Source organism: Streptomyces sp. NPDC041129 (assembly GCF_055592265.1).
This window is the reverse complement of record NZ_JBVIYV010000008.1, coordinates 134,428-157,799: the sequence shown is the minus strand read 5'-3', so window position 1 is coordinate 157,799 and position 23,372 is coordinate 134,428. Positions and strand designations below refer to the sequence as shown.

Below are 23,372 nucleotides of genomic sequence, written 5' to 3'. Positions count from 1 at the left end.
GCCCGGCGGGTCCGCCCCCTCGTCGCGTGTGCGCTCAGCCGGTGGCGAGGGTGAAGACGTGCAGATCGGCGTCGTGCGGGAGGGTCACGCTGCGGACGGCCTTGCCGTCCGGGGCGACGACGGGCTTCGTGGCGAAGACGTAGGTCGCCACCGGGTCCTTGTCGGCGCCCGCGACATTGCGGTACGCCGCCTTCGCGACCACCTCGTTGCCGTGCCCCACGGTGCCGCCCCCGCCGCCGACGGTCCAGTCGGTGAAGGCGAGGTCGACGGTGCCGGTGGTGCCGTCGGTGTAGGTGACGGTGGCCTTGGTCTGCTGGTCGCCGTTGACGGCGCTGCCGATGAACGACAACCGGGCCGCCGGTTCGGCGAGTTCGATCGTCTGGCCGGCGGCCGAGGCGTTGTCCGGGCGGCCGTCGGGCGAGTCCGGCCAGGTGAAGGTGAGACCGTGCACCGTGCCCCGGCCGCCCGGGGTCAGACCGGCCGCGGCGAGGGCCTGGCGGGAGTAGCTCCAGCCACCGCCGTCGTAGTCGGCCTCGTCGTGGTCGCCCTCGTCGTCCGAGACACCGGTGTTGTCGTAGGCCGCCAGCAGGGAGCCCGGAGCGGCCACGGTCAGGGAGACCGGCTGGTCGTAGGAGGTGCCGCCGGAGGTCACCGTGACCTTGACGTCGTAGAAGCCCTGGGTGGCGTCCTCCGCCGCGGCCAGGGTGATCTGCTGGGCTCCGTCGGTGACCGTGCCCTCGGCGGGCGTGGCCGTGACGCCGGCCGGGGCCTGGACCCGGAAGCGCACCACGGGTCCGGTGCCGCCGCTCAGCGCCAGCGCACGGATGCCGATCTTCGTGCTGTCGCCCGGTGCGACCGTGGCTGTGGTGGGGCCGACGCCGATCTGGTACGGCTGCTCGCCCTCCCGGAAGGACGGTGGCGACGAGGACGCGCCCCAGGTGCGGTTCGGGGTGGCGGACAGGGTGTAGTCCAGCCGGCCGCCGTCGCGTACGAAGGAGGCGGGCAGCCAGGGGCGGTCGCTGCTGCGGCCGTCGACCTTCAGGGACTGGACGTACGGGGCGTCGGCGGCCGCTCCGGTGGCCCGCACGGAGATGTCGTTGCCGTGCGGGCGGTCGATCTCCACCCGCTCGAACAGCGGTGACGACAGCACGAGTTCGGCTCGGGAGGGCACCTGCGGGTACATGCCGAGCGCGGAGAAGACGTACCAGGACGACATGGCGCCGAGGTCGTCGTTGCCGGGTATGCCGCCGGGCCCGGTCGACCAGAGCTGCCGCATCGCGGCGCGGACGGTCTCCTGCGCCTTGTACGGGGCTCCGGCGTAGTCGTACAGGTAGGGCACGTTGATGGACGGTTCGTTGTCCAGCTCGGACTTGGCGCCGCCCCTGCCGGTCAGGGCCCAGCTCCCGTCGGCGTCGTGGAAGAAGCTGTCGAGCCGGGCGAGCGCCTTGCCGGTGCCGCCCATCGCCGCGAAGAGCCCGGCCGGGTTGTGCTGGACCATCCAGGTGTACTGGGCGGCCGAGCCCTCCACGAAGCCGTTGCCGGTGTCGGGGGTGAAGCCGGTGACCCAGCTCCCGTCGGCCTTGCGGTTGGCGATGTAGCCGCCGTCCTGGTCGGCCGCGAGGTTGAAGTTGTTCTGCCACCACTGGGCCCGGCGGGCGAAGGTGGTGGCGGTGTCCTTCTCTCCGGCGGCGGCGGCGAGTTGGGCGAGGGAGAAGTCCGCGGTGGACATCTCCAGGGTCTCGGCGGCGCCGCCCCAGGCGTTGGAGACGCTCGGCATGTAGTGCAGCTTCAGGTACTTGTCGAGCGACGGGCGCTGGCCCACCGACAGCACCGGCTTGCCGGCCGCCGACAGGTCCTGCGCGGTGGGCACGGTCGCCGCCTTCACCAGTGAGTCCAGGGCGCCCTTTAGGTCGAAGCCGGTGCCGCCGAAGGCGCGGATGCCGGCCAGGGCGGTCGGCGCGGGGTCGCCGTTCATGACGTGGGTGCCGCTCGCGCCGTGCAGCCAGCGGTCCCAGACGCCGCCGTTCTGCCGGGCGAGTTCGTACAGCGACTGGGCGATGTCGGAACCCGTGTCCGGGTCGAGCAGGGTCAGCAGCTGCACCTGGTCGCGGTAGACGTCCCAGCCGGAGAAGGTGCCGTACTGGGCGCGGTGGCCGCGGCCGACCCGGTGCACCTTGCCGTCGCCGCCCCGGTAGCGGCCGTCGGCGTCGCTGATGACGTTGGGGTGCAGCAGGGAGTGGTAGAGGGCGGTGTAGAAGGTGGTGCGCTCGGCGTCCGTGCCGCCGCCGACCCGGACGGCGGCGAGCCGGTCACGCCAGGCGCGGCGGGCCGCGACCGCGACCGCGTCGAAGGACCGCTTCGCGGGGTTCTCCGCCGCGAGGTTGGCCGCCGCGGCCGCCTGGCTGACGTAGGAGATGCCGACCTTGACGTTCACCGGTCCGGTGCCGGGCGCGAACTCCACGTATCCGCCGGCGCCCGCGCCCGCCACGGGCCGGCCGCCGTGCGAGAAACCGCCGGTGCCGCCGCCGGCCCGGGTGGACCCGGCCTGGAGCCTGTCGTCCTGCCAGGTGCCGGTGGCCTTGAAGGCGCGGTCGAAGCGGGCGGTGAAGTACAGGGTGTAGTAGGAGCGCTGCCCCTCCGGGTCGAGGTAGCCGCAGAAGTCGCCGGAGGTGACGGAGCCGGAGACGGTACGGGTCTCCGGGTCGATGGTGACCGACGAATCCTCGGATCCCACTTCGGAGTTGGCGGTGCGGACGAGCAGCGAGGCGGGCTTGTCCGCGGGGTAGGTGAAGCGGGCCGAGCCCGTGCGGGCGGTCGCCGTGAGGTCGGCGGTGACACCCGAGGCCAGGCCCACCTTGTAGTGGCCGGGCCCGGCGCTCTCGTCGGAGTGCCGGAAGTCCGAGGCGTAGACGGCGTCCTTGGTGTCGCTCGCCGGGGAGGAGGTGACCTCGCCCGCGTACGGGAAGAACGGGATGTCGCCGCTGCCGCCGGCGCAGCCGGTGCCGGACATGTGGGTCAGGCTGAACCCCCGGACACGGGTGGCGTCGTACTGGTATCCGCCGGGCGCGGCGGTGCGGGTGGCGTCGCCTCTGGTGTTCTCCGGGCTCCAGGAGAGCATGCCGAACGGCACCACGGCGCCCGGGAAGACGTTGCCGCCGTTCTTGGTGCCGATCAGCGGATCGACGTACGGGGTCGGGTCCTTGACGAGTTCGGGGGGTGCTGCGGTCGCCGCGAGGGCGAGAGTGGGGGAACCGCCGGTCGCGAGCACCGCGGCCAGCAGCAGGGACGTGGGACGGAAACGCATGACGCGGCCCTTCCTCGGGATGGACGGGTCGCGCACCACAGGTCGCACAAGCCGCAGGGACAGTAACGCGCGCCACCGGTAGCACGGAAGACCGCGTACTCCCCCGCAGGCACACGCCGGTATCACCCGGCCGGGTTACCCCAAGTGAGTTGACATCGTTGTCCGTTGGCGCGGTAGAGTCATGTACGGACCATAAGACAACGTTGTCGCGCTCCACTCGGTCGAGGCCGGCCCACGACCCGGCCGCCACAAGCCAGCACCACCCGGACAGGGACCGAACCCCCCTCGCCTGTCCGGCTCGCGGACCCGGTGCGTCACTTCACCGGGTCCGCCCAGAGCGGCTCAACCGACCCCGCAGGGAGGGCCGGCGGAGTCGTCGGCGCCGGGGCCCCGGACCACGTAGCCGAACGCCGTGCTCTGCCCCGGACTCAGGGAGCCGTTCCAGTCGGCGTTGTGCACCATCACGTCCTGCCCGGTGTAGGTGGCGTCGCCGTTCCAGAGACTGGCCACCGACTGGCCGGCGGGCAGGGTCCAGTCGACCATCCAGCCGAGCATCGGCACGGTGCCGGTGTTGGTCACGGTCACCTCGGACTGGCGTCCGCCGGACCAGGTGCCCGTGGTCCGGCGGGTCGCGGTGCAGGCGCCGGGCGGGGGCTCCCCGGGGTTGCCCGGCTCGTGGATGCCGGTGACCTCCCCGTGGCCGCCGTCGAAGACGACGTCGGAGCAGGAGTAGAAGGTCTCGGCACTGCCCGAGCGCTGCCACACCATGTAGACGACGTGCCGCCCCGTCTTGCCCGAGGGCAGCCTGCCCGACCAGGAGTAGTCGGCGTCGACCGTGCCTGGTGTGCCGTTCAGCGGCGGGTGGTCGACGGTGAGGAACGGCTGGTCCTCCATCCCGGACCAGGTGAGCGGCTCGGCCGGGTCGTAGCCGTCCTTGGTGACGTACACGTAGAACCAGCCCGGGTGGGCGGCCCAGGCGTTGTAGGAGAAGTCGACCGTGGCGCCGGCGGTCAGATGGGTCACCGGCCAGTCGTCGCGGGCCAGGTCGAACCCGGTGAAGTCGGGGTTGCCGCCGCTGCAGAGCCGCCCGTCCGGCACGAAGCCGCGGGTGCGGCCGGCGCCGTCCGAGCGGAGCACCGAGAACCAGTTGTAGAAGGGGGTCGCGCCGCCGGCCTGCTGGGCCGCCTTGCAGGCCGGGTTCACGGGCTTGATCTCACCGGTGTCGGTGAGCCCGTCCTGCCAGCACAGGAAGGTACGGCTGCCCGGCTTCATGGGGGTGCCATGGGCGGAGGCCGGGATGCCGGCGGCGAGCATCAGGCCTAGGGCGGGGAGCGTGGTCAGCAGGGCGAGGAGGACCAGGAACAGACCTCTGCCGCGGGTGGGGTGCGGTAATCGTGGGCGCCCCGGGAGGCCGAACCAACTGCCCGTCATAGGCATGACACATACACCTCCGAGTGTGTCCGTGGTCGTGCGGACGGACGGAAACGAGAAGGGCGGGACGGGGTGGGAGCGGACCCGGCCCGGGCGGGTTCCGGTCCACCGGGGCCGAACCTCTGATGGGAGCGCTCCCACCCCTGACTCGTGAAGTTAGCGCGCACCGCACCCGCTGTAAACGCCTGCCGCCACACCTGTGACACGGCACTGGTGGAAAGGGGTGGGGCGCGCGGGACTGAAGAGGCGGGGGCGTCCACGGCTCGGGACGGACGTAGCCATCGTCAATCACCCAGTGCTAGAAATGTCGCATGTCGGACCAATTCGGCCGATTCAGGCGCTTGTCTTGGCGCTCGATGGTCGGCAAGAGCCCACGAAGTGTCGCCGGACAGGTCTTCCTCCTGCAGGTGGCCCTCGTGGTGCTCCTCGTGGTCTGCGCCGTCATCGCCCTCGTGCTGCAGTCGGAGCGGGACACCGCCACGGAGGCCAAGCGCCGGTCCGTGGCCGTCGCGCAGACCTTCGCCCACTCGCCGGGCGTCCAGCAGGCACTGGACAGTCCTGATCCGTCGAAGGCCCTCCAGCCGCTCACCGAGGCGGGACGCAAGGCCGCGGGCGTCGACTTCATCGTGGTCATGGACACCAAGGGCATCCGCTACACCCATCCGATACCGAGCCGGATCGGCAAGCGGTTCGTGGGCCGGATAGGCCCTTCGCTGGCCGGCCGGGTCTACACCGAGAGCGTGCACGGCCCGCTGGGCCACGAGGTGCAGGCGACCGTGCCCATCCGGGACACCGACGGCCGTGTGACCGCGCTGGTCTCCGCCGGCCTGAAGGTCAAGAACGTCACCAGCGAGGTCGACCGGCAATTGCCGATCATCCTGGCCGCCGGGGCCGGCGCGCTGATGCTGTCGACCGGCGGGACGGCCCTGGTGGGCCGGCGGCTGCGGCGGCAGACCCACAGCCTGGCCCCGGAGGAGATGACCCGGATGTACGAGCACCACGACACGGTGCTGCACTCGGTACGGGAGGGCGTGCTGATCGTCGGCCACGACGGGCGGCTGCTGCTGGCCAACGACGAGGCAAGGCGGCTGCTGGAGCTGCCCCCGCAGGCCGAGGGACGCAATGTGCGGGAGCTGTCGCACCTCGAGCCCGAGACGGTGGAACTGCTCGGTTCGGGGCGCGAGGCCAGCGACGAGGTGCACTTCGCCGGCGGGCGGCTGCTGGTGGTCAACCAGCGGCCCACCGATGGTGCGGGTGCGTGCGGCGGGACCGTGGTGACGCTGCGCGACTCCACCGAGCTCCAGGCGGTGTCCGGCCGGGCCGAGGTCGCCAGGGAACGGCTGGAGCTGCTGTACGACGCGGGCCTGGGCATCGGCACCACCCTCGACGTGATCCGCACGGCCGACGAACTGGCCGCGGTCGCCGTCCCCCGCTTCGCGGACTTCGTCACCGTTGACCTGGCCGACAACGTCCTGCACGGCGAGGAGCCGGCCCCCACCGCCACGGACATCCGGCGGGTCGCCGTGAACGGCATCCGGGACGACCACCCGCTCTACGAGAAGGGCCGTCTGATCGACTTCCTGCCCTCCACCCCGCAGGCGCGCGGCTACAACACCGGCCGCTCGGAGCTGGTGCCCAACCTGGCGAGCGCCCCGGGGTGGCAGGCGCAGGACCCCTCCCGCACCCAGCGAATACTGGAGTTCGGCATCCACTCGCTCATCGCCGCCCCGATCCAGGCGCGTGGTGTCGTCCTGGGCATGGCCAACTTCTACCGTTCCAAACAGGAGCCCTTCGACGAGGAGGAGCTGTCGCTGGCGGACGAGCTGGTGGCCCGGGCGGCGGTCAGCATCGACAACGCCCGCCGGTACACCCGCGAGCACGCCCTCGCGGTCACCCTGCAGCGCAGCCTGCTGCCGCGGGCGCTGCCCGAGCAGAGCGCCCTCGACGTCGCCTACCGCTACCTTCCGGCGCAGTCCGGCGTGAGCGGGGACTGGTTCGACGTGATCCCGCTGCCCGGGGGCCGGGTGGCGCTGGCCGTGGGCGACGTGGTCGGGCACGGGCTGCACGCGGCGGCGACCATGGGCCGGCTGCGCACCGCGGTGCACAACTTCTCCACGCTCGACCTGCCGCCGGACGAGCTGCTCAGCCATCTGGACGACCTGGTCGGCCGCATCGACCAGGACGAAGCCCGCGCGGAGGCGGCGGCGGAGATCGTCGGCGCCACCTGTCTGTACGCGATCTACGACCCGGTGACCCGCCGCTGCGCGATGGCGCGGGCCGGGCATCTGGCGCCCGCGCTCGTCTACCCCGACGGCGGCGTCACCTTCCCCGACGTACCGGCCGGGCCGCCGCTGGGCCTGGGCGGCATGCCGTTCCGGACGGCCGAGCTGGAGCTGCCCGAGGGCAGCCAGCTGGTGCTCTACACCGACGGGCTCATCGAGGACCGCAGACGCGACCTGGACGTGAGCATGGAGCTGCTGCGCCTGGCGCTGTCGGGCCATCCGGACCGGTCGCCGGAGGAGGGCTGCCAGGCGGTGCTGGACGAGCTGCTGCCCGAGCGCCCCAAGGACGACGTGGCCCTGCTGATCGCGCGTACCCGGGCGCTGCCGCCGGAGAACGTCGCCGACTGGGACGTGCCGCGCGACCCGGCCGCCGTGTCGGGGATGCGCGGCGCGGTGTCCGCCAAGCTCGAGGAATGGGGCCTGTCGGAGCTGGGCTTCGGCATGGAACTGGTGCTGAGCGAGCTGATCACCAACGCCATCCGCTACGGCTCGGACCCGGTCCATGTGCGGCTGATCCGGGACCGTGTGCTGATCTGCGAGGTGGCCGACGGCAGCAGCACGTCCCCGCATCTGCGGTACGCCGCGACGACCGACGAGGGAGGCCGGGGTCTGTTCCTGGTCTCCCAGATGACCGAGCGCTGGGGCACCCGGTACACGCCGCAGGGCAAGGTGATCTGGGCGGAGGTGGCGCTGCCGGACCTCTCGGCGCTCCTCGGGGAGTGAGCCGCGGACGGCGCGAGGGCCGCACCCCCGGTGCCGGGGGTGCGGCCCTCGTCCGCCGTGCCGTGCCGCTTACTTGCGGATCAGGCTGCGCAGCACGTACTGCATGATGCCGCCGTTGCGGTAGTAGTCGGCCTCACCGGGGGTGTCGATGCGGACGACCGCGTCGAACTCGACACCGGTGTCGGTGGTGACCTTGACCGTGCGCGGCGTGGTGCCGTTGTTCAGCTCGGTGACACCGGTGAAGGAGAAGGTCTCCTCGCCGGTCAGGCCGAGGGAACCGGCGGAGGCGCCCTCCGGGAACTGCAGCGGCAGGACGCCCATGCCGATGAGGTTCGAGCGGTGGATGCGCTCGTAGGACTCGGCGATGACGGCCTTGACGCCGAGCAGCGCGGTGCCCTTGGCGGCCCAGTCGCGGGACGAGCCGGAGCCGTACTCCTTGCCGGCCAGGACGACCAGCGGGATGCCCTGCTCGATGTAGTTGCGGGAGGCGTCGTAGATGAACGACACCGGCGCGTCGGCCTGGGTGAAGTCGCGGGTGTAGCCGCCCTCGGTGCCCGGCGCGATCTGGTTGCGCAGGCGGATGTTGGCGAACGTGCCGCGGATCATGACCTCGTGGTTGCCTCGGCGGGAGCCGTAGGAGTTGAAGTCACGACGCTCCACACCGTGCTCGGTGAGGTACTTGCCGGCCGGGGTGTCGGCCTTGATGGCGCCGGCCGGGGAGATGTGGTCGGTGGTGACCGAGTCGCCCAGCTTGGCGAGCACGCGGGCGCCGGCGATGTCCTCGACCGGGGCCGGCTCCATGCCCATGCCCTCGAAGTACGGGGGCTTGCGGACGTAGGTGGACTGCGGGTCCCACTCGAAGGTGTTGCCGGTCGGGACCGGGAGGGACTGCCACTGGGCGTCGCCGGCGAAGACGTCGCTGTAGGACTTCGAGAACATGTCCTCGCCGATGGCGTTGGCGACGACGTCGTTGACCTCGGCCTCGGAGGGCCAGATGTCCTTCAGGAAGACCGGGTTGCCGTCGGTGTCGGTGCCCAGCGCCTCACGGGTGACGTCCACCTTCATGGAACCGGCGAGGGCGTACGCGACGACCAGCGGCGGGGACGCCAGGTAGTTCATCTTGACGTCGGGGTTGATACGGCCCTCGAAGTTCCGGTTGCCGGAGAGGACCGAGGTGACGGCGAGGTCGTGGTCGTTGACGGCCTTGGAGACCTCCTCCGGCAGCGGGCCGGAGTTGCCGATGCAGGTGGTGCAGCCGTAGCCGACCAGGTTGAAGCCGACCTTGTCGAGGTACGGGGTCAGGCCCGCCTTGTCGAAGTAGTCGGTGACGACCTTGGAGCCCGGGGCGAGGGTGGTCTTGACCCACGGCTTGCGGGTCAGGCCCTTCTCGACCGCCTTCTTGGCCACCAGGGCGGCGGCGACCATGACGTACGGGTTGGAGGTGTTGGTGCAGGAGGTGATGGCCGCGACCGTCACCGCACCGTGGTCCAGCTCGTACGAGGTGCCGTCGGGGGCGGTGACGGTGACCGGGTTCGACGGGGCGCCGTTGGGGTGGACGGCCGGGGCGTCGGAGGCCGGGAAGGACTCCTGGCCCGCCTCGTCCACGCTGTCGACGTAGTTGCGCACGTCCTGCTTGAACTGCTCGGCGGCGTTCGCCAGGACGATGCGGTCCTGCGGGCGCTTGGGGCCGGCGATGGACGGCACGACGGTGGACAGGTCCAGCTCGAGCTTCTCGGAGAAGTCCGGCTCGGCCTTCGGGTCCAGCCAGAGGCCCTGCTCCTTGGCGTACGCCTCGACGAGCGCGACCTGCTGGTCGCTGCGGCCGGTCAGGCGCAGGTACTTCAGGGTCTCGTCGTCGATCGGGAAGATCGCGGCGGTGGAGCCGAACTCCGGCGACATGTTGCCGATGGTGGCGCGGTTGGCGAGGCTCGTGGCCGCCACACCCTCGCCGTAGAACTCGACGAACTTGCCGACCACACCGTGCTTGCGCAGCATCTCGGTGATGGTGAGCACGAGGTCGGTGGCGGTGGTGCCGGGCGTGAGCTCGCCGGTGAGCTTGAAGCCGACGACGCGCGGGATGAGCATGGAGACCGGCTGGCCGAGCATGGCGGCCTCGGCCTCGATGCCGCCGACGCCCCAGCCGAGGACGCCGAGACCGTTGACCATGGTGGTGTGCGAGTCGGTGCCGACCAGGGTGTCGGGGTACGCCTGGCCGTTCCGGACCATCACGGTGCGGGCGAGGTGCTCGATGTTCACCTGGTGGACGATGCCGGTGCCCGGCGGGACGACCTTGAACTCGTCGAAGGCGGTCTGGCCCCAGCGCAGGAACTGGTAGCGCTCCTTGTTGCGGCCGTACTCCAGCTCGACGTTCTGCTTGAAGGCCTCGTTGGTGCCGAACTTGTCGGCGATGACGGAGTGGTCGATGACCAGCTCGGCCGGCGCCAGCGGGTTGATCTTCGCCGGGTCGCCGCCCAGCTCCTTCACGGCCTCACGCATGGTCGCGAGGTCCACGACGCAGGGGACGCCGGTGAAGTCCTGCATGATCACGCGAGCCGGCGTGAACTGGATCTCCTGGGAGGGCTGGGCCTGCGAGTCCCAGCCGCCGAGGGCGCGGATGTGGTCGGCGGTGATGTTCGCGCCGTCCTCCGTGCGGAGCAGGTTCTCCAGCAGGACCTTGAGGCTGTACGGCAGGCGAGCGGAGCCCTCCACCTTGTCCAGCCGGAAGATCTCGTACGACTCGTCGCCCACCTGCAGCGTGCTGCGGGCGTCGAAGCTGTTCGCCGACACGACAGTCTCCTTCATTGATGTGCGCGTACCACCGTCAATCGTGCCGCCACGTCGGCTTGGCCGATTCAGTAAGGTCAGGCTAAGTTAGGCAAGCCTTACCGAAGTGGCGGCTACGGTGCGCCTCGGCAGATATCTCGATGTCGAGATAACTCTAGTACATGGGGGCCGACTGGTCATGTCCGGCCGGGCCCGACCCTGCCGTTTTTCGGTGGCGTCCGCCACAGCGGAGCCCGCCGCGCGGGGCGGACCGGCGCACACCGGACACCGCCCCGCGGCCGTCCGCCCCCGCCGGCCATCTCCACGCGGTTACGGGGTATCCGGGTTGAGCGTCACCCAGCTCGGAACACACCGAAGGAGGCACCCGTGCCGCTCACTTTCCGCAAAGCTTCCGGATCCTGCCCGGGGTGCGGCTGAACATCAACCGGCACTCCTGGTCCATCACCACCGGCGGCAAGAACGGCCCGAAGCACACCCACAGCAGCACCGGACGTCGTACGACATCGATGGATTTGCCCGGACCTTTCGGGTGGCGCCGTACCCGTACGACCAGGGGCCATTGACGGGGCATCACCCGAACGGACCCCCCAAGAGGCGCCATCTCATATCTGAGATAACCTCAGCCTCATGGCAGACGACTACCTCGTACGCATCGGCAAGCTCATCCGTGACGCCCGGCAACACCGTGGCTGGACACAGGCGCAGCTCGCGGAGGCTCTCGGCACCAGCCAGAGCGCCGTCAATCGCATCGAGCGCGGGAACCAGAACATCAGCCTTGAGATGATCGCCCGAATCGGTGAAGCCCTGGACAGCGAGATCGTGTCGCTGGGCTACGCGGGTCCGATGCATCTGCGGGTGGTGGGCGGCCGCCGGCTGTCCGGTGCCATCGACGTCAAGACCAGCAAGAACGCGTGCGTGGCACTGCTGTGCGCCTCACTGCTCAACAAGGGGCGCACGGTGCTGCGCCGGGTGGCCCGGATCGAGGAGGTGTACCGCCTGCTGGAGGTGCTCAACTCCATCGGCGTGCGCACCCGCTGGATCAACGACGGCGTCGACCTGGAACTCGTCCCGCCGGCCGAACTGGAGATGGCGGCGATCGACGCCGAGGCGGCCGTCCGCACCCGCTCCATCATCATGTTCCTCGGCCCGCTGCTGCACCGCGTGGACAGCTTCAAGCTGCCCTACGCCGGCGGCTGCGACCTCGGCACGCGGACCATCGAACCGCACATGATCGCGCTGCGCCGGTTCGGCCTGGACGTCGCGGCCACCGAGGGCCAGTACCACGCCCAGGTGGACCGCACCGTCAGCCCCGACCGCCCGATCGTCCTGACCGAGCGCGGCGACACGGTGACCGAGAACGCTCTGCTCGCCGCCGCCCGGCACGACGGCGTGACGGTCATCCGCAACGCCTCCTCCAACTACATGGTCCAGGACCTGTGCTTCTTCCTGGAGGCGCTGGGCGTCCGGGTCGAGGGCATCGGCACCACGACGCTGACCGTCCACGGCGTGCCGAACATCGACGCCGACGTCGACTACTCCCCCTCCGAGGACCCGGTCGAGGCGATGAGCCTGCTGGCCGCCGCCGTCGTGACCGAGTCGGAGCTGACGGTGCGCCGGGTGCCGATCGAGTTCCTGGAGATCGAGCTGGCGGTCCTGGAGGAGATGGGCCTCGACCACGACCGGTCCCCCGAGTACTTCGCGGACAACGGCCGCACCCGTCTGGTCGACCTCACCGTCCGCCCGTCCAAGCTCGAAGCCCCGATCGACAAGATCCACCCCATGCCCTTCCCGGGCCTGAACATCGACAACGTCCCCTTCTTCGCGGCCATCGCGGCGGTGGCCTCCGGCCAGACCCTGATCCACGACTGGGTCTACGACAACCGCGCGATCTACCTGACCGACCTCAACCGCCTCGGCGGCCGGCTGCAGTTGCTCGACCCGCACCGCGTCCTGGTCGAGGGCCCGACGCGCTGGCGCGCCGCCGAGATGATGTGCCCGCCGGCCCTGCGCCCCGCGGTCGTCGTCCTGCTGGCGATGATGGCGGCCGAGGGCACCTCGGTCCTGCGCAATGTGTACGTCATCAACCGGGGTTACGAGGACCTGGCTGAGCGGCTGAACTCGATCGGGGCGCAGATCGAGATCTTCCGGGACATCTGAGAACTCGCGCCGGCCGCCGCCGTGTCCCGTCCGAGGTGCGCTGACGCAACGACGGGACACGGCGGCGGCGCCGGGACACATCGCGGACCTCGGCGCCGCGGCGGGCCGTGGGGGGCATGACGTCCGGGGACGGGGCCGCGTAAATCATTGGTGCGCGGCCCGCCGGCGCTTGTACGTTGGCGTCGCGACCGCGCCTCCGATGCGCTCGGCTGCGGCTACTTCCTTCCGAGACCAAGTGACGCCGCCGCCATTCCTGATCTCGGCGGCGCGGGCGTGCACGCCCTGCCGGACTTCTCGGCCGGGGGCCGTCCCGTCCCTTGAATCCGGGGGGATTCGCTGCCTCGTCACACCCCACGCGTCTCCAAGATCTGGTCCGAGATGCTGGTGGCCCCGCACGTCTCGGCGGCCGCACGCTCCCTGCCCCCGCCACCGCTCCGTCCCGGCCCCGCCGGGACGGCCCTCCTCACCCACGCGCGCGGCCCTGCCTTCGTCCGGGAACCCCGCGAGGAGCTCTTCCTCCTCGCGGTCGGCAACTTCGTCTCCCAGCGGACCTTCTACGAGAGCGGGGAGGAGCGGGACGACCGGTACACCCGTCTCGTCGGCCGGCTCGCCCTCCAGGACCCCGTGTGGACGGCGGGGCTGCTGCGGTGGCTTCGCGGCGAGGGCAACATGCGTACGGCCTCCCTGGTGGGCGCCGCCGCGTACGTGCACGCACGGCTCGAGGCCGGGGCGTCGGGGGGCCCGTCCAACCGGTCCGTGACCGACTCGGTGCTCCAACGCGCCGACGAGCCGGGCGAGCTGCTCGCCCACTGGATCTCGGCGCACGGGCGGAACGTGCCGCAGCCCGTCAAGCGGGGCATCGCCGACGGCGTCCGCCGGTTGTACACGTCCCGTTCCCTGCTCAAGTACGACACCGCGTCCAAGGACTTCCGCTTCGGCGACGTGCTCAACCTGGTGCACGCCTCCCCCGACCCGGGCAAGCCCTGGCAGGGTGCGCTCTTCCGGTACGCCCTGGACCGCCGGCACCACCCGGAGCGCGCGGTTCCGCCGGCCTCCGACCCTCTCCTGACCGCCCACCGGGCGCTGATGGAGTCGGCGGCGGACGAGCGGCGCGCGCTGGTGACCGGACCGGGCGGCTCCGAGCGGCTGGCCGCGGCGGGCATGACGTGGGAGGCCCTGGCCGGCTGGCTCCACGGACCGATGGACGCCGCCGTCTGGGAAGCCGTGATCCCCACGATGGCGCCGATGGCGCTCCTGCGGAACCTGCGGAACTTCGACGAGGCGGGGGTCTCGGACGAAGTCGCGGCCCAGGTCGCCGCCCGGCTCTCGGACGCCTCCGAGGTCGCCCGGTCCCGGCAGTTCCCCTTCCGCTACCTGGCCGCTCACCAGCACGCGCCGTCGCAGCGCTGGACGGCAGCGCTGGAGCTGGCGCTGGGCCACTCACTGGCCAACGTACCGCCGCTGCCCGGCCGGACCCTGATCCTGGTGGACCGGTCCGACTCCATGTTCTGGGACACCGTCTCCGAACGTTCCACGCTGACTCGGGCGGACGCTGCGGCCGTGTTCGGCACCGCGCTGGCCATGCGCGCCGAGCAGGCGGATCTGGTGGAGTTCGGCTGGAGAAGCGCGAAGGTGCCGTTCGCGCCGGGCGAGCCGGTGCTCGGGGTGCTGAAACGGTTCCACAGCCTGGGAGGCACCCACACCACGAAGGCGGTGCGGACCCATTACCGGGACCACGACCGGGTACTGATCGTCACCGACGAGCAGGCCGCGCCCCACGGCCCCGGCGGGCCGGCCGAACCGGTCCCGGCCGGCATCCCGGTCTACACCTGGAACCTGGCGGGGTACCGGCCCGCACACGACCCCGCGGGACCTCACCGGCACACCTTCGGCGGCCTCACGGACACGGCGTTCCGGACGGTCGGCCTCATCGAGGCCGGCCGCGAGGCGGCTTGGCCGTGGACCGCTGAGCCGGCCTGACCCTTGGGACAGGGTTCAGGGCCTTCGCCGGTCCCTGAGGGACGTCCGACCGGCGTCGGCGCGGCGCCGCCGTACCCCCACGAGCAGGCGCGGCGGTCGCGCCCGCATCTCCCCGGGGTCCTCGCCGTCCTTGCGGCCCGTCTCCATGTCCGTGATGCACTGCTGCAGGCCGGTGGCGATGATCGCGAACCCGGCCCGGTCCAGCGCCCGGGACGCGGCGGCGAGCTGGGTGACGACCTCCTCGCAGTCGCGGCCCTCCTCGATCATCCAGATCACGCCCGAGATCTGGCCCTGCGCGCGGCGCAGCCGCTGCACTCCGGTCTTGGCCAACGCGTGTGCGGCGGAACGGAGTTGACCCATGACCGCGGCGGCTTCGAGGCCGCGGCCCATCACGTCGCCGATCAGCACCCCCACCCGGCCGGCGCCCAGCGGGATCAGGTCGAACCAGTCGCCGCCCACGCCCGCGCCCTGGGTCGCCGGAAGGTAGCGGCTGGCGGTGGCGAGGCCCGGGATGGTGGGCGGCGTGCCCATCAGGCTGCGCTGCAGCCTGAGCGCGATGTGCCGCTGCTGCTCGTACAGCTCCGTCAGCTCCGCCTCGGCACGCTTGCGGTCGCTGATGTCCCGGACGATCGCGCACGCTCCGACGACCCTGCCGTTGCGGCCCCGGGTCGGGCTCGACATGAGACGGGCCATTCCAGTGCCATCCGTACCGCACCGGGCTCCGCGCGGGGTGCGGTCGTCCTCCCCGAAGAGGCTGACGGCCCGCGTCGGCCTGGTTCACCCATGGCCCCTGAGGATTCGGTCACACGGCCCGTGCCGCCTCCCCTCCGCCTCCCGATGAGGGCACGCACCATTTTCGGCCATTGCCGATCTTCACGAATGCCTCACATCCCCTTCCGCTTCCAGGGTGGTTGACCGGTTTCACCGGCCATATCACCGGGCGGAGAGGCCTGTTGGGCCGGGCTCCGCTTCGCAGAGCGACTTTGCGCCACGATCGGAATCGGCCCTTCTGCCGGTGTTTCCCGTGTGTCTACAGTGACGGGCGCCCATCGCAGGCACCGGACCCGACCCGTCCGGCCGGGGCGCCGACCATCCACGGGGACCATCGATCCGCGACTCGCCACGTGAGCGCACCCACCCCTGCCCGACCACGAAACGGGCGACGGGTACGCGCGGCCACGGCCGGGTTCGCGTACGCGCGCGCCGGGCCGGCGCGGCGGAATCGGCGGCACCCCACGCGAGGTCGTACTCCGGACCCACCAGTGAGGATCACTCATGCGCAGAACGCTGACCGCTGTCGGAATCGCCTCAACCGCCGTCGCCCTCGGCGCGCTTCTCGCCGGCCCGGCCGCCGCGGCGACGACCGCGACCACCACCACGTTCGACATCACCTTCCCCGGCAGCAAGCCGCAGACGGAGTACTACGTCGACAACAGCGCGGCACTGGTGAACGGCAAGCTCACCACGAGGTCGATGACGTACTGGCAGATCCTGGACGACCAGGTCATCGACAACTCCAAGCGGTTCACCAGCTTCAAGATCACGAGCCGGGTGGAGGAGCGTCTGACCAAGACCAGCGAGGACCACATCGTCACCAGCAAGACCTGCGACCTGACCCAGCTGGTCAACGACAACTACAGCTGGTTCCAGGACGAGCCCGCGAACAACTGCGTCGCTCCGTCCCCCGTCTACGACGGCGAGGTGTTCTGGTCGACCGACTCCACGATCGTCTACGACATCGAGGGCGACGGACACGGGGCCTTCACCAAGGAACTGACGGGGTCTCCGCTCGTCCACGGCTGACGCCCGCCCTGGCACCGGGCCGAGGGTGATCCACGCCGTACAGGTGGGCGGACCTGACCAGTTCGCCTCCTGTCGGCGAGGCCCCTTCGCCCCGCAACGCAGCACCACGCACCACCACAACTCCACATCAAAACGGGGAAACACGGGGAATCTCTCTTGAGATCAAGAAGACACAGACTCGCGCCGCTGGCCGCCGTGGTGGCCTGCACCGCGCTGACCGGCACCCTCATACAGACCGCTCCCGCTCTAGCGGCACCGCGTCCCGGCGCCGCACCGGACCGGTCCGGACCGACGCCGCCCGCACGCGTCGCGCATCCCGACAGCCTGCTCGGCAAGGGCTGGAAGAGCAGCGCGGACCGGGCCGTGACCGCGGCCGCCGACACCGGCGGACTGAAGATCCTGGTGGCCGACAGCAGCCGGGCCTACGAGTGGAAGACCGCCGCCGTCCTGTCGGAACCGGGCCTCACGACGGACTCGTGGATCGGCAACCAGTGCGTACTGGACCGCGACCATGTCGCGGCCGTCTACGCTCCGCGCACCTTCACCAACAAGCCCGACCTCATGCAGGGGGGCGCCTTCGCCGCCATCGTCAACACCGCCGACGGGCACGTGACGAAGCTGCCGTTCACGGTGTCGCTGGCCTACTTCGACCCCTCCTGCAACACGCAGACGCACACTGCCGCGTTCACCGCCTTCCGCGACATGAACGACCCCGCCAGGACACGGACCCGTGTGGTGACCGTCGACGCGGCGGGCAAGGCACTCGATGAGGCGGCGCTCAAGGGCGAGGTCACCAGTGCCGTCCCGGTCGCGGACGGTGCGGTGGCCGCGCGCGGCCGCGACCTGGTGCACATCGACCGCTCCGGCAAGGTGAAGAGCCTCGCCACCGGGGACAGCGTCCCCTTCGACATCCGCCCCGCGCGGGACGGCCTGATCGGCTTCGTCGACCGCAGGGACGCGAAGACCGTGCGGGCGAAGGTGTGGTCCGGGCACGGCAAGCCGGCCCTGGTCGCCACCGGGAAGCTCGGCGACCTCGACCTGATGCCGGGCGAGGCGGGCCGGGTGTTCCTCACCGGCCATCCCAAGGGCGCCCCGAGGACGAAGGGCACCGGGGTCACCCCGATCAACGCCCCCGCAGGCACGGACATCTCCACCCGGGGCCGTCTCGCCGTCGAGCCGGTCCTCACCCCGGGCGTCCGCGCGGGCCTCGCGCACATCAAGAACTCCGGCAAGGGTTTCTCCAGGGCGGAGCCCCGTCCGAAGGGCGACCCCGCGCCAACCCCCGAGACCGTGGCGGCGGACCAGCCGGTGACGGTCACCAGTACCGCCACCGCCACCGGCAGGAAGGTGGAGCAGACGGTCGCGGACACGACCGCGCCGGGCGGCAAGAACCCCTCACCCGCCCTCCCCGGGGCAGGCGCCAAGGCCAGGCGGTCCTCGCTGTCGGGTGTCGCGGACCCGAACGCGCAGTTCGACCCGCGCGACACCGACCGCATCTGCGGCGTCTCCCGCAACGACGTGAACGCGCAGGCGCTGCAGCCGACGCCGAACCAGGTCGAGTGGGCCGTCGACATGGCCGTCCGCGGCCAGCTGCGCGCCCAGTACCTGCGACAGGGCGGCTACCGCAGCCAGGCGGGCCTCGGCAACATCGACCCGCAGGGGCTGTTCCCGGTGCCGAAGCTGGCGGGCGGTGACGGCAAGGGGCGCATCCCGGCGAACGTGCTGCTCGGCATCATGGCGCAGGAGTCCAACCTGTGGCAGGCCGAGAACGGCTCGATCCCCGGCCAGATGGGCAACCCGCTGGCCGCGATGGACGGTTACTACGGCCGCAAGACGGTCAAGGACGACCCGGACGCGTACTGGCAGATCCACTGGGACAAGTCCGACTGCGGTTACGGCGTCGGACAGGTCACCGACGGCATGCGGCTGGCCGGTCACGAGAAGACCGACGACAACGGTCACAAGGAGACCGCCCTGTCACCGGCCCTGCAGAAGCTCGTCGCGATCGACTACGCCACGAACGTCGCGGCCTCGATGTCGATCCTCGCCGACAAGTGGAACGAGGTCCACAAGGACGGCCAGAAGGTCACCGTCAACAACGACGACCCGGCCATGGTGGAGAACTGGTTCACCGCCGTGTGGAACTACAACCTCGGCTTCAACCCGGCCGCGGACGCGCCCAAGAACGCCGGCCACTGGGGTCTGGGCTGGTACAACAACCCGGCCAACCCGCTCTACAAGAAGAGCTGGGGCCACCCGTTCATGGACACCGACGTGGACGGTCCGGACGCGAACAAGGACGCGGCGCACCCGCAGGACTGGCCGTACGAGGAGAAGGTGATGGGCTGGGCCGCCTGGTCCATCGACACCGGCTTCTCCTACGGCACCGACGGCCATCAGGACTGGCCCGGTGACTCCGGGTTCTCCTCGGCCGGTTTCCAGCCCGCGTGGTGGACCATGAAGGCCTACCGCAGCATGGTCTCCCCGCCCCTGGACGCGTTCTGCAACACCAAGAACGGCTGTGACGCGAACGTCCCACCGAACTGCTCCAACGAGGACTGCTACAAGCAGTACTGGTGGAACCAGCCCAACGTGACCTGGAAGTCCGACTGCTCATTGAGCTGCGGACACGAGAACATCAAGTACCAGACGCTGATCTCGGAGCCGGGGCAGGGCCATCGGCTCAAGGACGGCACCCCGGTGTGCACCGGCGCACCGTCGGGGGCGAAGGTCGTGGCCTCCGTGGCGGACGGGACACCGACGTGGTCCGACTGCGGGCCGGTCAAGTCCGCGGGGTCCTTCGGGTTCCACTTCAACGCCGACAAGGACGGGCACTACGAGGGCAAGGAGGACCTCCACCAGATCGGGGGCGGCTACGGCGGCCACTTCTGGTACGCCCACACCCGTGACGCGGCCCACCTCGGCGGTGACGCCGGCCGGATGACCATCACCGGCACCTGGACCCTCGGGCAGAACCTGACCTGGGCGCGCGTGCTGGTGCACCTGCCGGACACCGGCGCGCAGACGCGGGTCGCGGGCTACCACGTCCTGAACAGCGACAGCAAGAGCCCGGAGCGCTCCGTGCAGCAGCGCGCCGGGCGCTGGGTGAGCCTGGGCGCGTTCCACTTCACGGGGCGGCCGGCGGTGACCCTGTCGAGCTCCACCAGGGACGGCATGGGCACGGCCGACGAAGACATCGCCTGGGGCGCGGTGGCGTTCCAGCCGCTGCCGGGCAAGCCGAAGAACTCGGTCGTCGCGATGGGCGACTCGTACTCCTCCGGCGAGGGCGCCTCCGAGGGCGACCGGGACTACTACCCGGAAACCAACTACCGCAGCAAGCTGGACGACAACGCCCGTGACGCCTGCCACCGCTCCACCCAGGCGTGGTCGCGCCAGGCGAAGCTGCCCGGGGCGTCGAAGTCCGTCGGCGAGCTGGACGACTCGCTGGACGCGAACATGGACTACCACCTGATCGCGTGCTCCGGTGCCCGCACCTACAACGTGATGACCGAGGTGAAGGATCCGGGCGCCACGAAGCACGGTGGAGTGATCCAGGGCGGCGGCAAGGAACTGCCCCAGATCGACAAGGGCTACCTGGACCAGAACACCACCCTGGTCACCATCTCCATCGGCGGGAACGACTCCCGGTTCTCCGAGATCGTCCAGAAGTGCCTGCTGTCCCTCGGCAACGGCAACTGCAAGAACCAGACGTTCGACAAGACGGACGACCCGGTCAACGGCCGGGACAAGAAGTTCGTCGGTCAGCCGCTGGAGACGGCCGTTCCGGGCCTCATGAACGATGTCGTCCGGCCGGACGTCACAGAGGTCCTGACGCAGATCCACCAGCGGGCCAAGAACGCGAAGATCGTCCTGATGGGGTACCCGCCCCTGATCTCCGACAAGGGATCATGCCTGAACATCGGCTTCACGGGCATGGCCATCGGTATGTCCGAGGAGTCCGCGGGCTGGCTGGACGACACCGCCGACACGCTGGCGGCGGCGATGCAGGGTGCGGTCGACGACGCCAAGGCCGCGGGCATCAAGGCGTGGTTCTCCAACCCGAAGGGCGACTTCGCGGGCAAGGGCGTGTGCGGTGACCCGGAGCAGGTCCACGGCATCGTCAAGACGCTGGTGAAGTCGGACGATCCGGTCAAGGACTGGCCGCTCGTCAACCAGTTCGGCCTGTCGGCCCAGTCGTTCCACCCGAAGATCGGGGGCGCGCGCCTGTACGCGAACTCCCTGGAGCGCACGATGGCGGGCATGGGCCTGTAACGGTCGGCGGTGAGTGCTCCGGTGCGGTCCTCGTGAGGGCCGCACCGGAGCCGTATGAGTAGCGGTACTCATGCCCGGACCGGCCGTTCTGGTGGACAGTGACGGCCGGGCCGGGCGCGAGCCATGAAGAGCACCTGCCGACGGGAGTGTCGATGAGAGGCGGACAAGCATGACGGAAAGCGGGACACCCGGGGCCCTCCCGCGGCGCGCCGCCGGCGGGAAGAGCGTGTGGGCATCGCTGGCGGCCGTCGTCCTGCTCGCCGTCTCCGCCTGTTCCTCGACCCCGGACCGTGCCGTCGGCGACAGGGAACTGCGCGAACTCGGGAGCGGCGGGAGGGCGGTCCAGGCCCGGGAACGGGCGGAGGAGCGGCTTCGGGACGTGGCGCGGGCGTACGCCGACCGCACCTCCCTCTCGCTGGGCCTGGTCGTGGTGCACGACGTGTGCGTGCCGGGTTCGGGACCGGGCTGGTTCTTCCAGCAGGAGACCGACAACTACAAGATCGCCTGCTCGATGAACGTCACCGCCTACTACGGTGCCGACCCGGGGCACATGGGCGACACCCTCGACGGGATCCTGGCCGCGGGTGACCGCGACAGGTCCGGGCCGGGTGGTTCCGGAGGTTCCATCCCGTTCACCCACACCGGCTACGGCAAGCGGCTCGTCGCCTACTACCGGGGCGAGGGCCCCAACCCCCAGGGGGCGAAGGCTGCGGAGCCGACCCGCCTGTCCGCGTCCGGGCAGACGCTGACCTGGGACACGATGCGGGGCGGGGACTCCCGCAGGCTGGTCGAGGAGCCCTACGCCGGCCTGGTCGACGACCCTCCGGTGTCCCGGGTGGTGCGAGACCCGAAGGCCGCCACGGTCGCCGCGATCCGGAAACGGTACGGCCTGGCGATCCGGCTCGAACTCCCCTATCGGGACTACTTCGGAGTGCTCAAGAACGGCCGGACCCGCACCGCGGCGCCGAGCTAGCCCGCGGGCACGGGAACCCGCTCCCGCCACGGGATCCAGGTGGCCGACAGCGTGACGACCAGGGTCGACGCCGCGACCGTGGCCATGCCGAGGGTCAGGCCCGCGGCTCCCGCCACGAAGCCGATCAGGGCGGGGCCGGCCAGCAGGCCCGTCGTGCCCATCGCGGCGACCAGGGAGAGCGCGTCCGGGCCGCGTCCGGCGGCGGCCACGTACACGCACGGGGTCACCGCGGCCGCGCCCAGACCGACACAGGCGAAGCCGAGCAGGGTGGGCACCACCCCGCCGGCCGGCAGGGCCAGGGCCAGGCCGAGACCGGCCACGGCGCTGCCGGTGCGCACCACGCGGGCGTCGCCCCAGCGGTCGCGCCAGTGGTCCGCGCGCACCCGGGCCATCAGCATCATGGCCGAGACGACGGCGATGCCCATCGGGGCGACGGCGGGCGAGGCCCTGACGACGTCCTTCAGGTAGAGCGTGGACCAGTCGTTCATGGCGCCCTCGGTGATGGTGCCGAACGCCATGGCGCAGCCCATGAGCAGGGTCTTCCCGGACGGTGCGGCCAGGCGTGACCGCTTCTTCGGGGTCTCGGGGCCGGCACCCGTGTGCGGCAGCAGGCCCCGGCGCGCGGCGGCGAGCAGCAGGAGCAGGAGAGCCGCCGCCACCGCGAAATGGGCCGGGACGGACGGGGTGAGCGCGGTGACGCCGGAGGCGAGGAGCGCGGCGGCGAGCAGGCCCGCGCTGAACGTGGCGTGCAGCTGGGACATGGCGGTGCGGCCGTGGGCCGCTTCCAGGGCCGCGCCCTGCGCGTTCATCGCGACGTTCAGGCAGCCCACGGCGACACCGTCGGCGCAGACGACCAGCAGGGCCAGCGGGTAGTCCGGGACCACCGAGAGGGCGGCCAGCAGCGCGGTGAGGCACAAGGCGGACACGAGGCACAGGCGCCGGGAGCCGAGCCTGCGCATCAGGTGGGCGACCAGCGGGAAGGAGGCCGCCGCGCCCGCGCCGCAGGCCATCAGCAGCAGACCCAGCTCGCCGGCGCCGAGGTCCAGCCGTGCCTTGAGCGCGGGCAGCCGGGCGGCCCAGGTGGCGTACTGCAGGCCGAGGAAGCAGAACAGCGCGGCGACGGACCACTTGGCGCGGCGGAAGTCGGAGTGCTCCATCAGCCGGCCCTCCGGTGCTCGGAGGTCACCCGCGTGGACATGTACACCGCGTCGCCGCCGTAGCCGGCGGGCAGGCGTGCCCCGGGATGCGGTCGGTAGCCGTTGGCGCGCCAGAAGGGCTCCTTGCCGGCGACCGCGATCAGCGACATCGTGCGGTAGCCGCGCGCGCCCGCCGCATGGTGCAGGTGGCGCACCAGGCGGCTGCCCAGTCCCCTGCGCCGCAGGGGAGCGCTGATCACGAGGTCGTGCAGATGGAGGTTGGGCGACCGGTGGGCGACGCGCTCCGGCCGGGTCAGGTCCGGGTAGCGGAACATCGGGTAGGGCAGGGCCAGTACGTAGCCCGCGAGGCGGCCGTCGAGGTCGAGTACGAAGCAGGTGCCCGCCGAGGCCCGGGAGCGCAGGCCCGCCTCGCCCTCGGTGAGCGAGGTGTCCGCGTACGCCCCGGCCTCCAGGGCCGCGACCCGGGGCCAGTCGGCCTCGGTGATGCCGCGTATCAGGTCTGTCAT

Annotated in this window: 12 protein-coding genes and 1 pseudogene; 7 read left to right on the top strand and 6 right to left on the bottom strand. The window is 71.1% G+C overall.

Features of this window, described 5'->3' with window-relative positions; all coding sequences use genetic code 11:
- Positions 1–34 precede the first annotated feature (34 nt).
- Both ACZ6B1_RS24715 and ACZ6B1_RS24710 read right to left on the bottom strand, forming a co-directional pair.
- A complete protein-coding gene (locus tag ACZ6B1_RS24715) occupies positions 35–3,304 on the bottom strand; it encodes a GH92 family glycosyl hydrolase (RefSeq protein ID WP_468781723.1) in 3,270 nt (1,089 codons plus the stop codon).
- Positions 3,305–3,646: 342 nt separating this feature from the next.
- Positions 3,647–4,741, bottom strand: a complete 1,095-nt coding sequence (locus ACZ6B1_RS24710; RefSeq protein ID WP_468781721.1) for a lytic polysaccharide monooxygenase auxiliary activity family 9 protein — start codon at positions 4,739–4,741, stop codon at positions 3,647–3,649.
- Positions 4,742–5,091: 350 nt separating this feature from the next.
- On the opposite strand from ACZ6B1_RS24710, the gene ACZ6B1_RS24705 reads away from it, so the two are divergent.
- Complete coding sequence (locus ACZ6B1_RS24705) at positions 5,092–7,740, top strand: SpoIIE family protein phosphatase (protein ID WP_468781719.1); 2,649 nt, start codon at positions 5,092–5,094, stop codon at positions 7,738–7,740.
- 69 nt (positions 7,741–7,809) lie between these two features.
- Here ACZ6B1_RS24705 and acnA read toward each other — a convergent pair whose 3' ends face one another.
- Positions 7,810–10,527, bottom strand: coding sequence for an aconitate hydratase AcnA (acnA, locus tag ACZ6B1_RS24700; protein WP_468781717.1), 2,718 nt, complete (start codon positions 10,525–10,527; stop codon positions 7,810–7,812).
- A 363-nt stretch (positions 10,528–10,890) separates the two neighbouring features.
- On the opposite strand from acnA, the pseudogene ACZ6B1_RS24695 reads away from it, so the two are divergent.
- The 3 genes and pseudogenes from ACZ6B1_RS24695 (at position 10,891) to ACZ6B1_RS24685 (ending at position 14,661) form a co-directional block, all read left to right on the top strand.
- A pseudogene (locus ACZ6B1_RS24695) lies at positions 10,891–11,087 on the top strand (DUF4236 domain-containing protein).
- Positions 11,088–11,151: 64 nt separating this feature from the next.
- A complete protein-coding gene (locus tag ACZ6B1_RS24690; protein WP_468781715.1) occupies positions 11,152–12,681 on the top strand; it encodes a helix-turn-helix domain-containing protein in 1,530 nt (509 codons plus the stop codon).
- Positions 12,682–13,059: 378 nt separating this feature from the next.
- Positions 13,060–14,661, top strand: coding sequence for a TROVE domain-containing protein (locus ACZ6B1_RS24685; RefSeq protein WP_468781713.1), 1,602 nt, complete (start codon positions 13,060–13,062; stop codon positions 14,659–14,661).
- A gap of 15 nt (positions 14,662–14,676) precedes the next feature.
- On the opposite strand, the gene ACZ6B1_RS24680 is transcribed toward ACZ6B1_RS24685, so the two are convergent.
- Positions 14,677–15,192 (bottom strand): metal-sensing transcriptional repressor, encoded by a 516-nt coding sequence (locus ACZ6B1_RS24680; RefSeq protein ID WP_468782093.1) that lies wholly within the window; start codon positions 15,190–15,192, stop codon positions 14,677–14,679.
- Positions 15,193–15,936: 744 nt separating this feature from the next.
- Between ACZ6B1_RS24680 and ACZ6B1_RS24675 the strand changes: the two genes are divergently transcribed.
- The 3 genes from ACZ6B1_RS24675 to ACZ6B1_RS24665 all read left to right on the top strand — a co-directional run bounded on the left by ACZ6B1_RS24675 (position 15,937) and on the right by ACZ6B1_RS24665 (position 21,709).
- Entirely contained in the window at positions 15,937–16,464 is a 528-nt protein-coding gene (locus ACZ6B1_RS24675; RefSeq protein ID WP_468781711.1) for a hypothetical protein, read from the top strand.
- A 156-nt stretch (positions 16,465–16,620) separates the two neighbouring features.
- Complete coding sequence (locus ACZ6B1_RS24670; RefSeq protein ID WP_468781709.1) at positions 16,621–20,736, top strand: SGNH/GDSL hydrolase family protein; 4,116 nt, start codon at positions 16,621–16,623, stop codon at positions 20,734–20,736.
- A 169-nt stretch (positions 20,737–20,905) separates the two neighbouring features.
- On the top strand, positions 20,906–21,709 hold the full coding sequence (locus ACZ6B1_RS24665) for a hypothetical protein (RefSeq protein ID WP_468781707.1): 804 nt from the start codon (positions 20,906–20,908) through the stop codon (positions 21,707–21,709).
- Here the strand turns inward: ACZ6B1_RS24665 and ACZ6B1_RS24660 are convergent.
- A complete protein-coding gene (locus ACZ6B1_RS24660) occupies positions 21,706–22,866 on the bottom strand; it encodes an MFS transporter (RefSeq protein WP_468781705.1) in 1,161 nt (386 codons plus the stop codon). The genes ACZ6B1_RS24665 and ACZ6B1_RS24660 overlap by 4 nt on opposite strands.
- Positions 22,866–23,372: a GNAT family N-acetyltransferase gene (locus ACZ6B1_RS24655; protein ID WP_468781703.1), complete on the bottom strand. Its 507-nt coding sequence runs from the start codon at positions 23,370–23,372 to the stop codon at positions 22,866–22,868. The genes ACZ6B1_RS24660 and ACZ6B1_RS24655 overlap by 1 nt, the downstream gene beginning before the upstream one ends.

What these genes read in the sequence shown, in the direction of transcription:
- ACZ6B1_RS24705 (WP_468781719.1), top strand. Translation starts at nt 5,092, where the DNA reads ATGGTCGGCAAGAGCCCACGAAGTGTCGCCGGACAGGTCTTCCTCCTG.
- ACZ6B1_RS24685 (WP_468781713.1), top strand. Translation starts at nt 13,060, where the DNA reads ATGCTGGTGGCCCCGCACGTCTCGGCGGCCGCACGCTCCCTGCCCCCG.
- ACZ6B1_RS24715 (WP_468781723.1), bottom strand. Translation starts at nt 3,304, where the DNA reads ATGCGTTTCCGTCCCACGTCCCTGCTGCTGGCCGCGGTGCTCGCGACC.
- ACZ6B1_RS24710 (WP_468781721.1), bottom strand. Translation starts at nt 4,741, where the DNA reads ATGCCTATGACGGGCAGTTGGTTCGGCCTCCCGGGGCGCCCACGATTA.
- ACZ6B1_RS24680 (WP_468782093.1), bottom strand. Translation starts at nt 15,192, where the DNA reads ATGGGCACGCCGCCCACCATCCCGGGCCTCGCCACCGCCAGCCGCTAC.
- ACZ6B1_RS24665 (WP_468781707.1), top strand. Translation starts at nt 20,906, where the DNA reads ATGACGGAAAGCGGGACACCCGGGGCCCTCCCGCGGCGCGCCGCCGGC.
- ACZ6B1_RS24655 (WP_468781703.1), bottom strand. Translation starts at nt 23,372, where the DNA reads ATGACAGACCTGATACGCGGCATCACCGAGGCCGACTGGCCCCGGGTC.
- ACZ6B1_RS24675 (WP_468781711.1), top strand. Translation starts at nt 15,937, where the DNA reads ATGCGCAGAACGCTGACCGCTGTCGGAATCGCCTCAACCGCCGTCGCC.
- ACZ6B1_RS24690 (WP_468781715.1), top strand. Translation starts at nt 11,152, where the DNA reads ATGGCAGACGACTACCTCGTACGCATCGGCAAGCTCATCCGTGACGCC.
- ACZ6B1_RS24660 (WP_468781705.1), bottom strand. Translation starts at nt 22,866, where the DNA reads ATGGAGCACTCCGACTTCCGCCGCGCCAAGTGGTCCGTCGCCGCGCTG.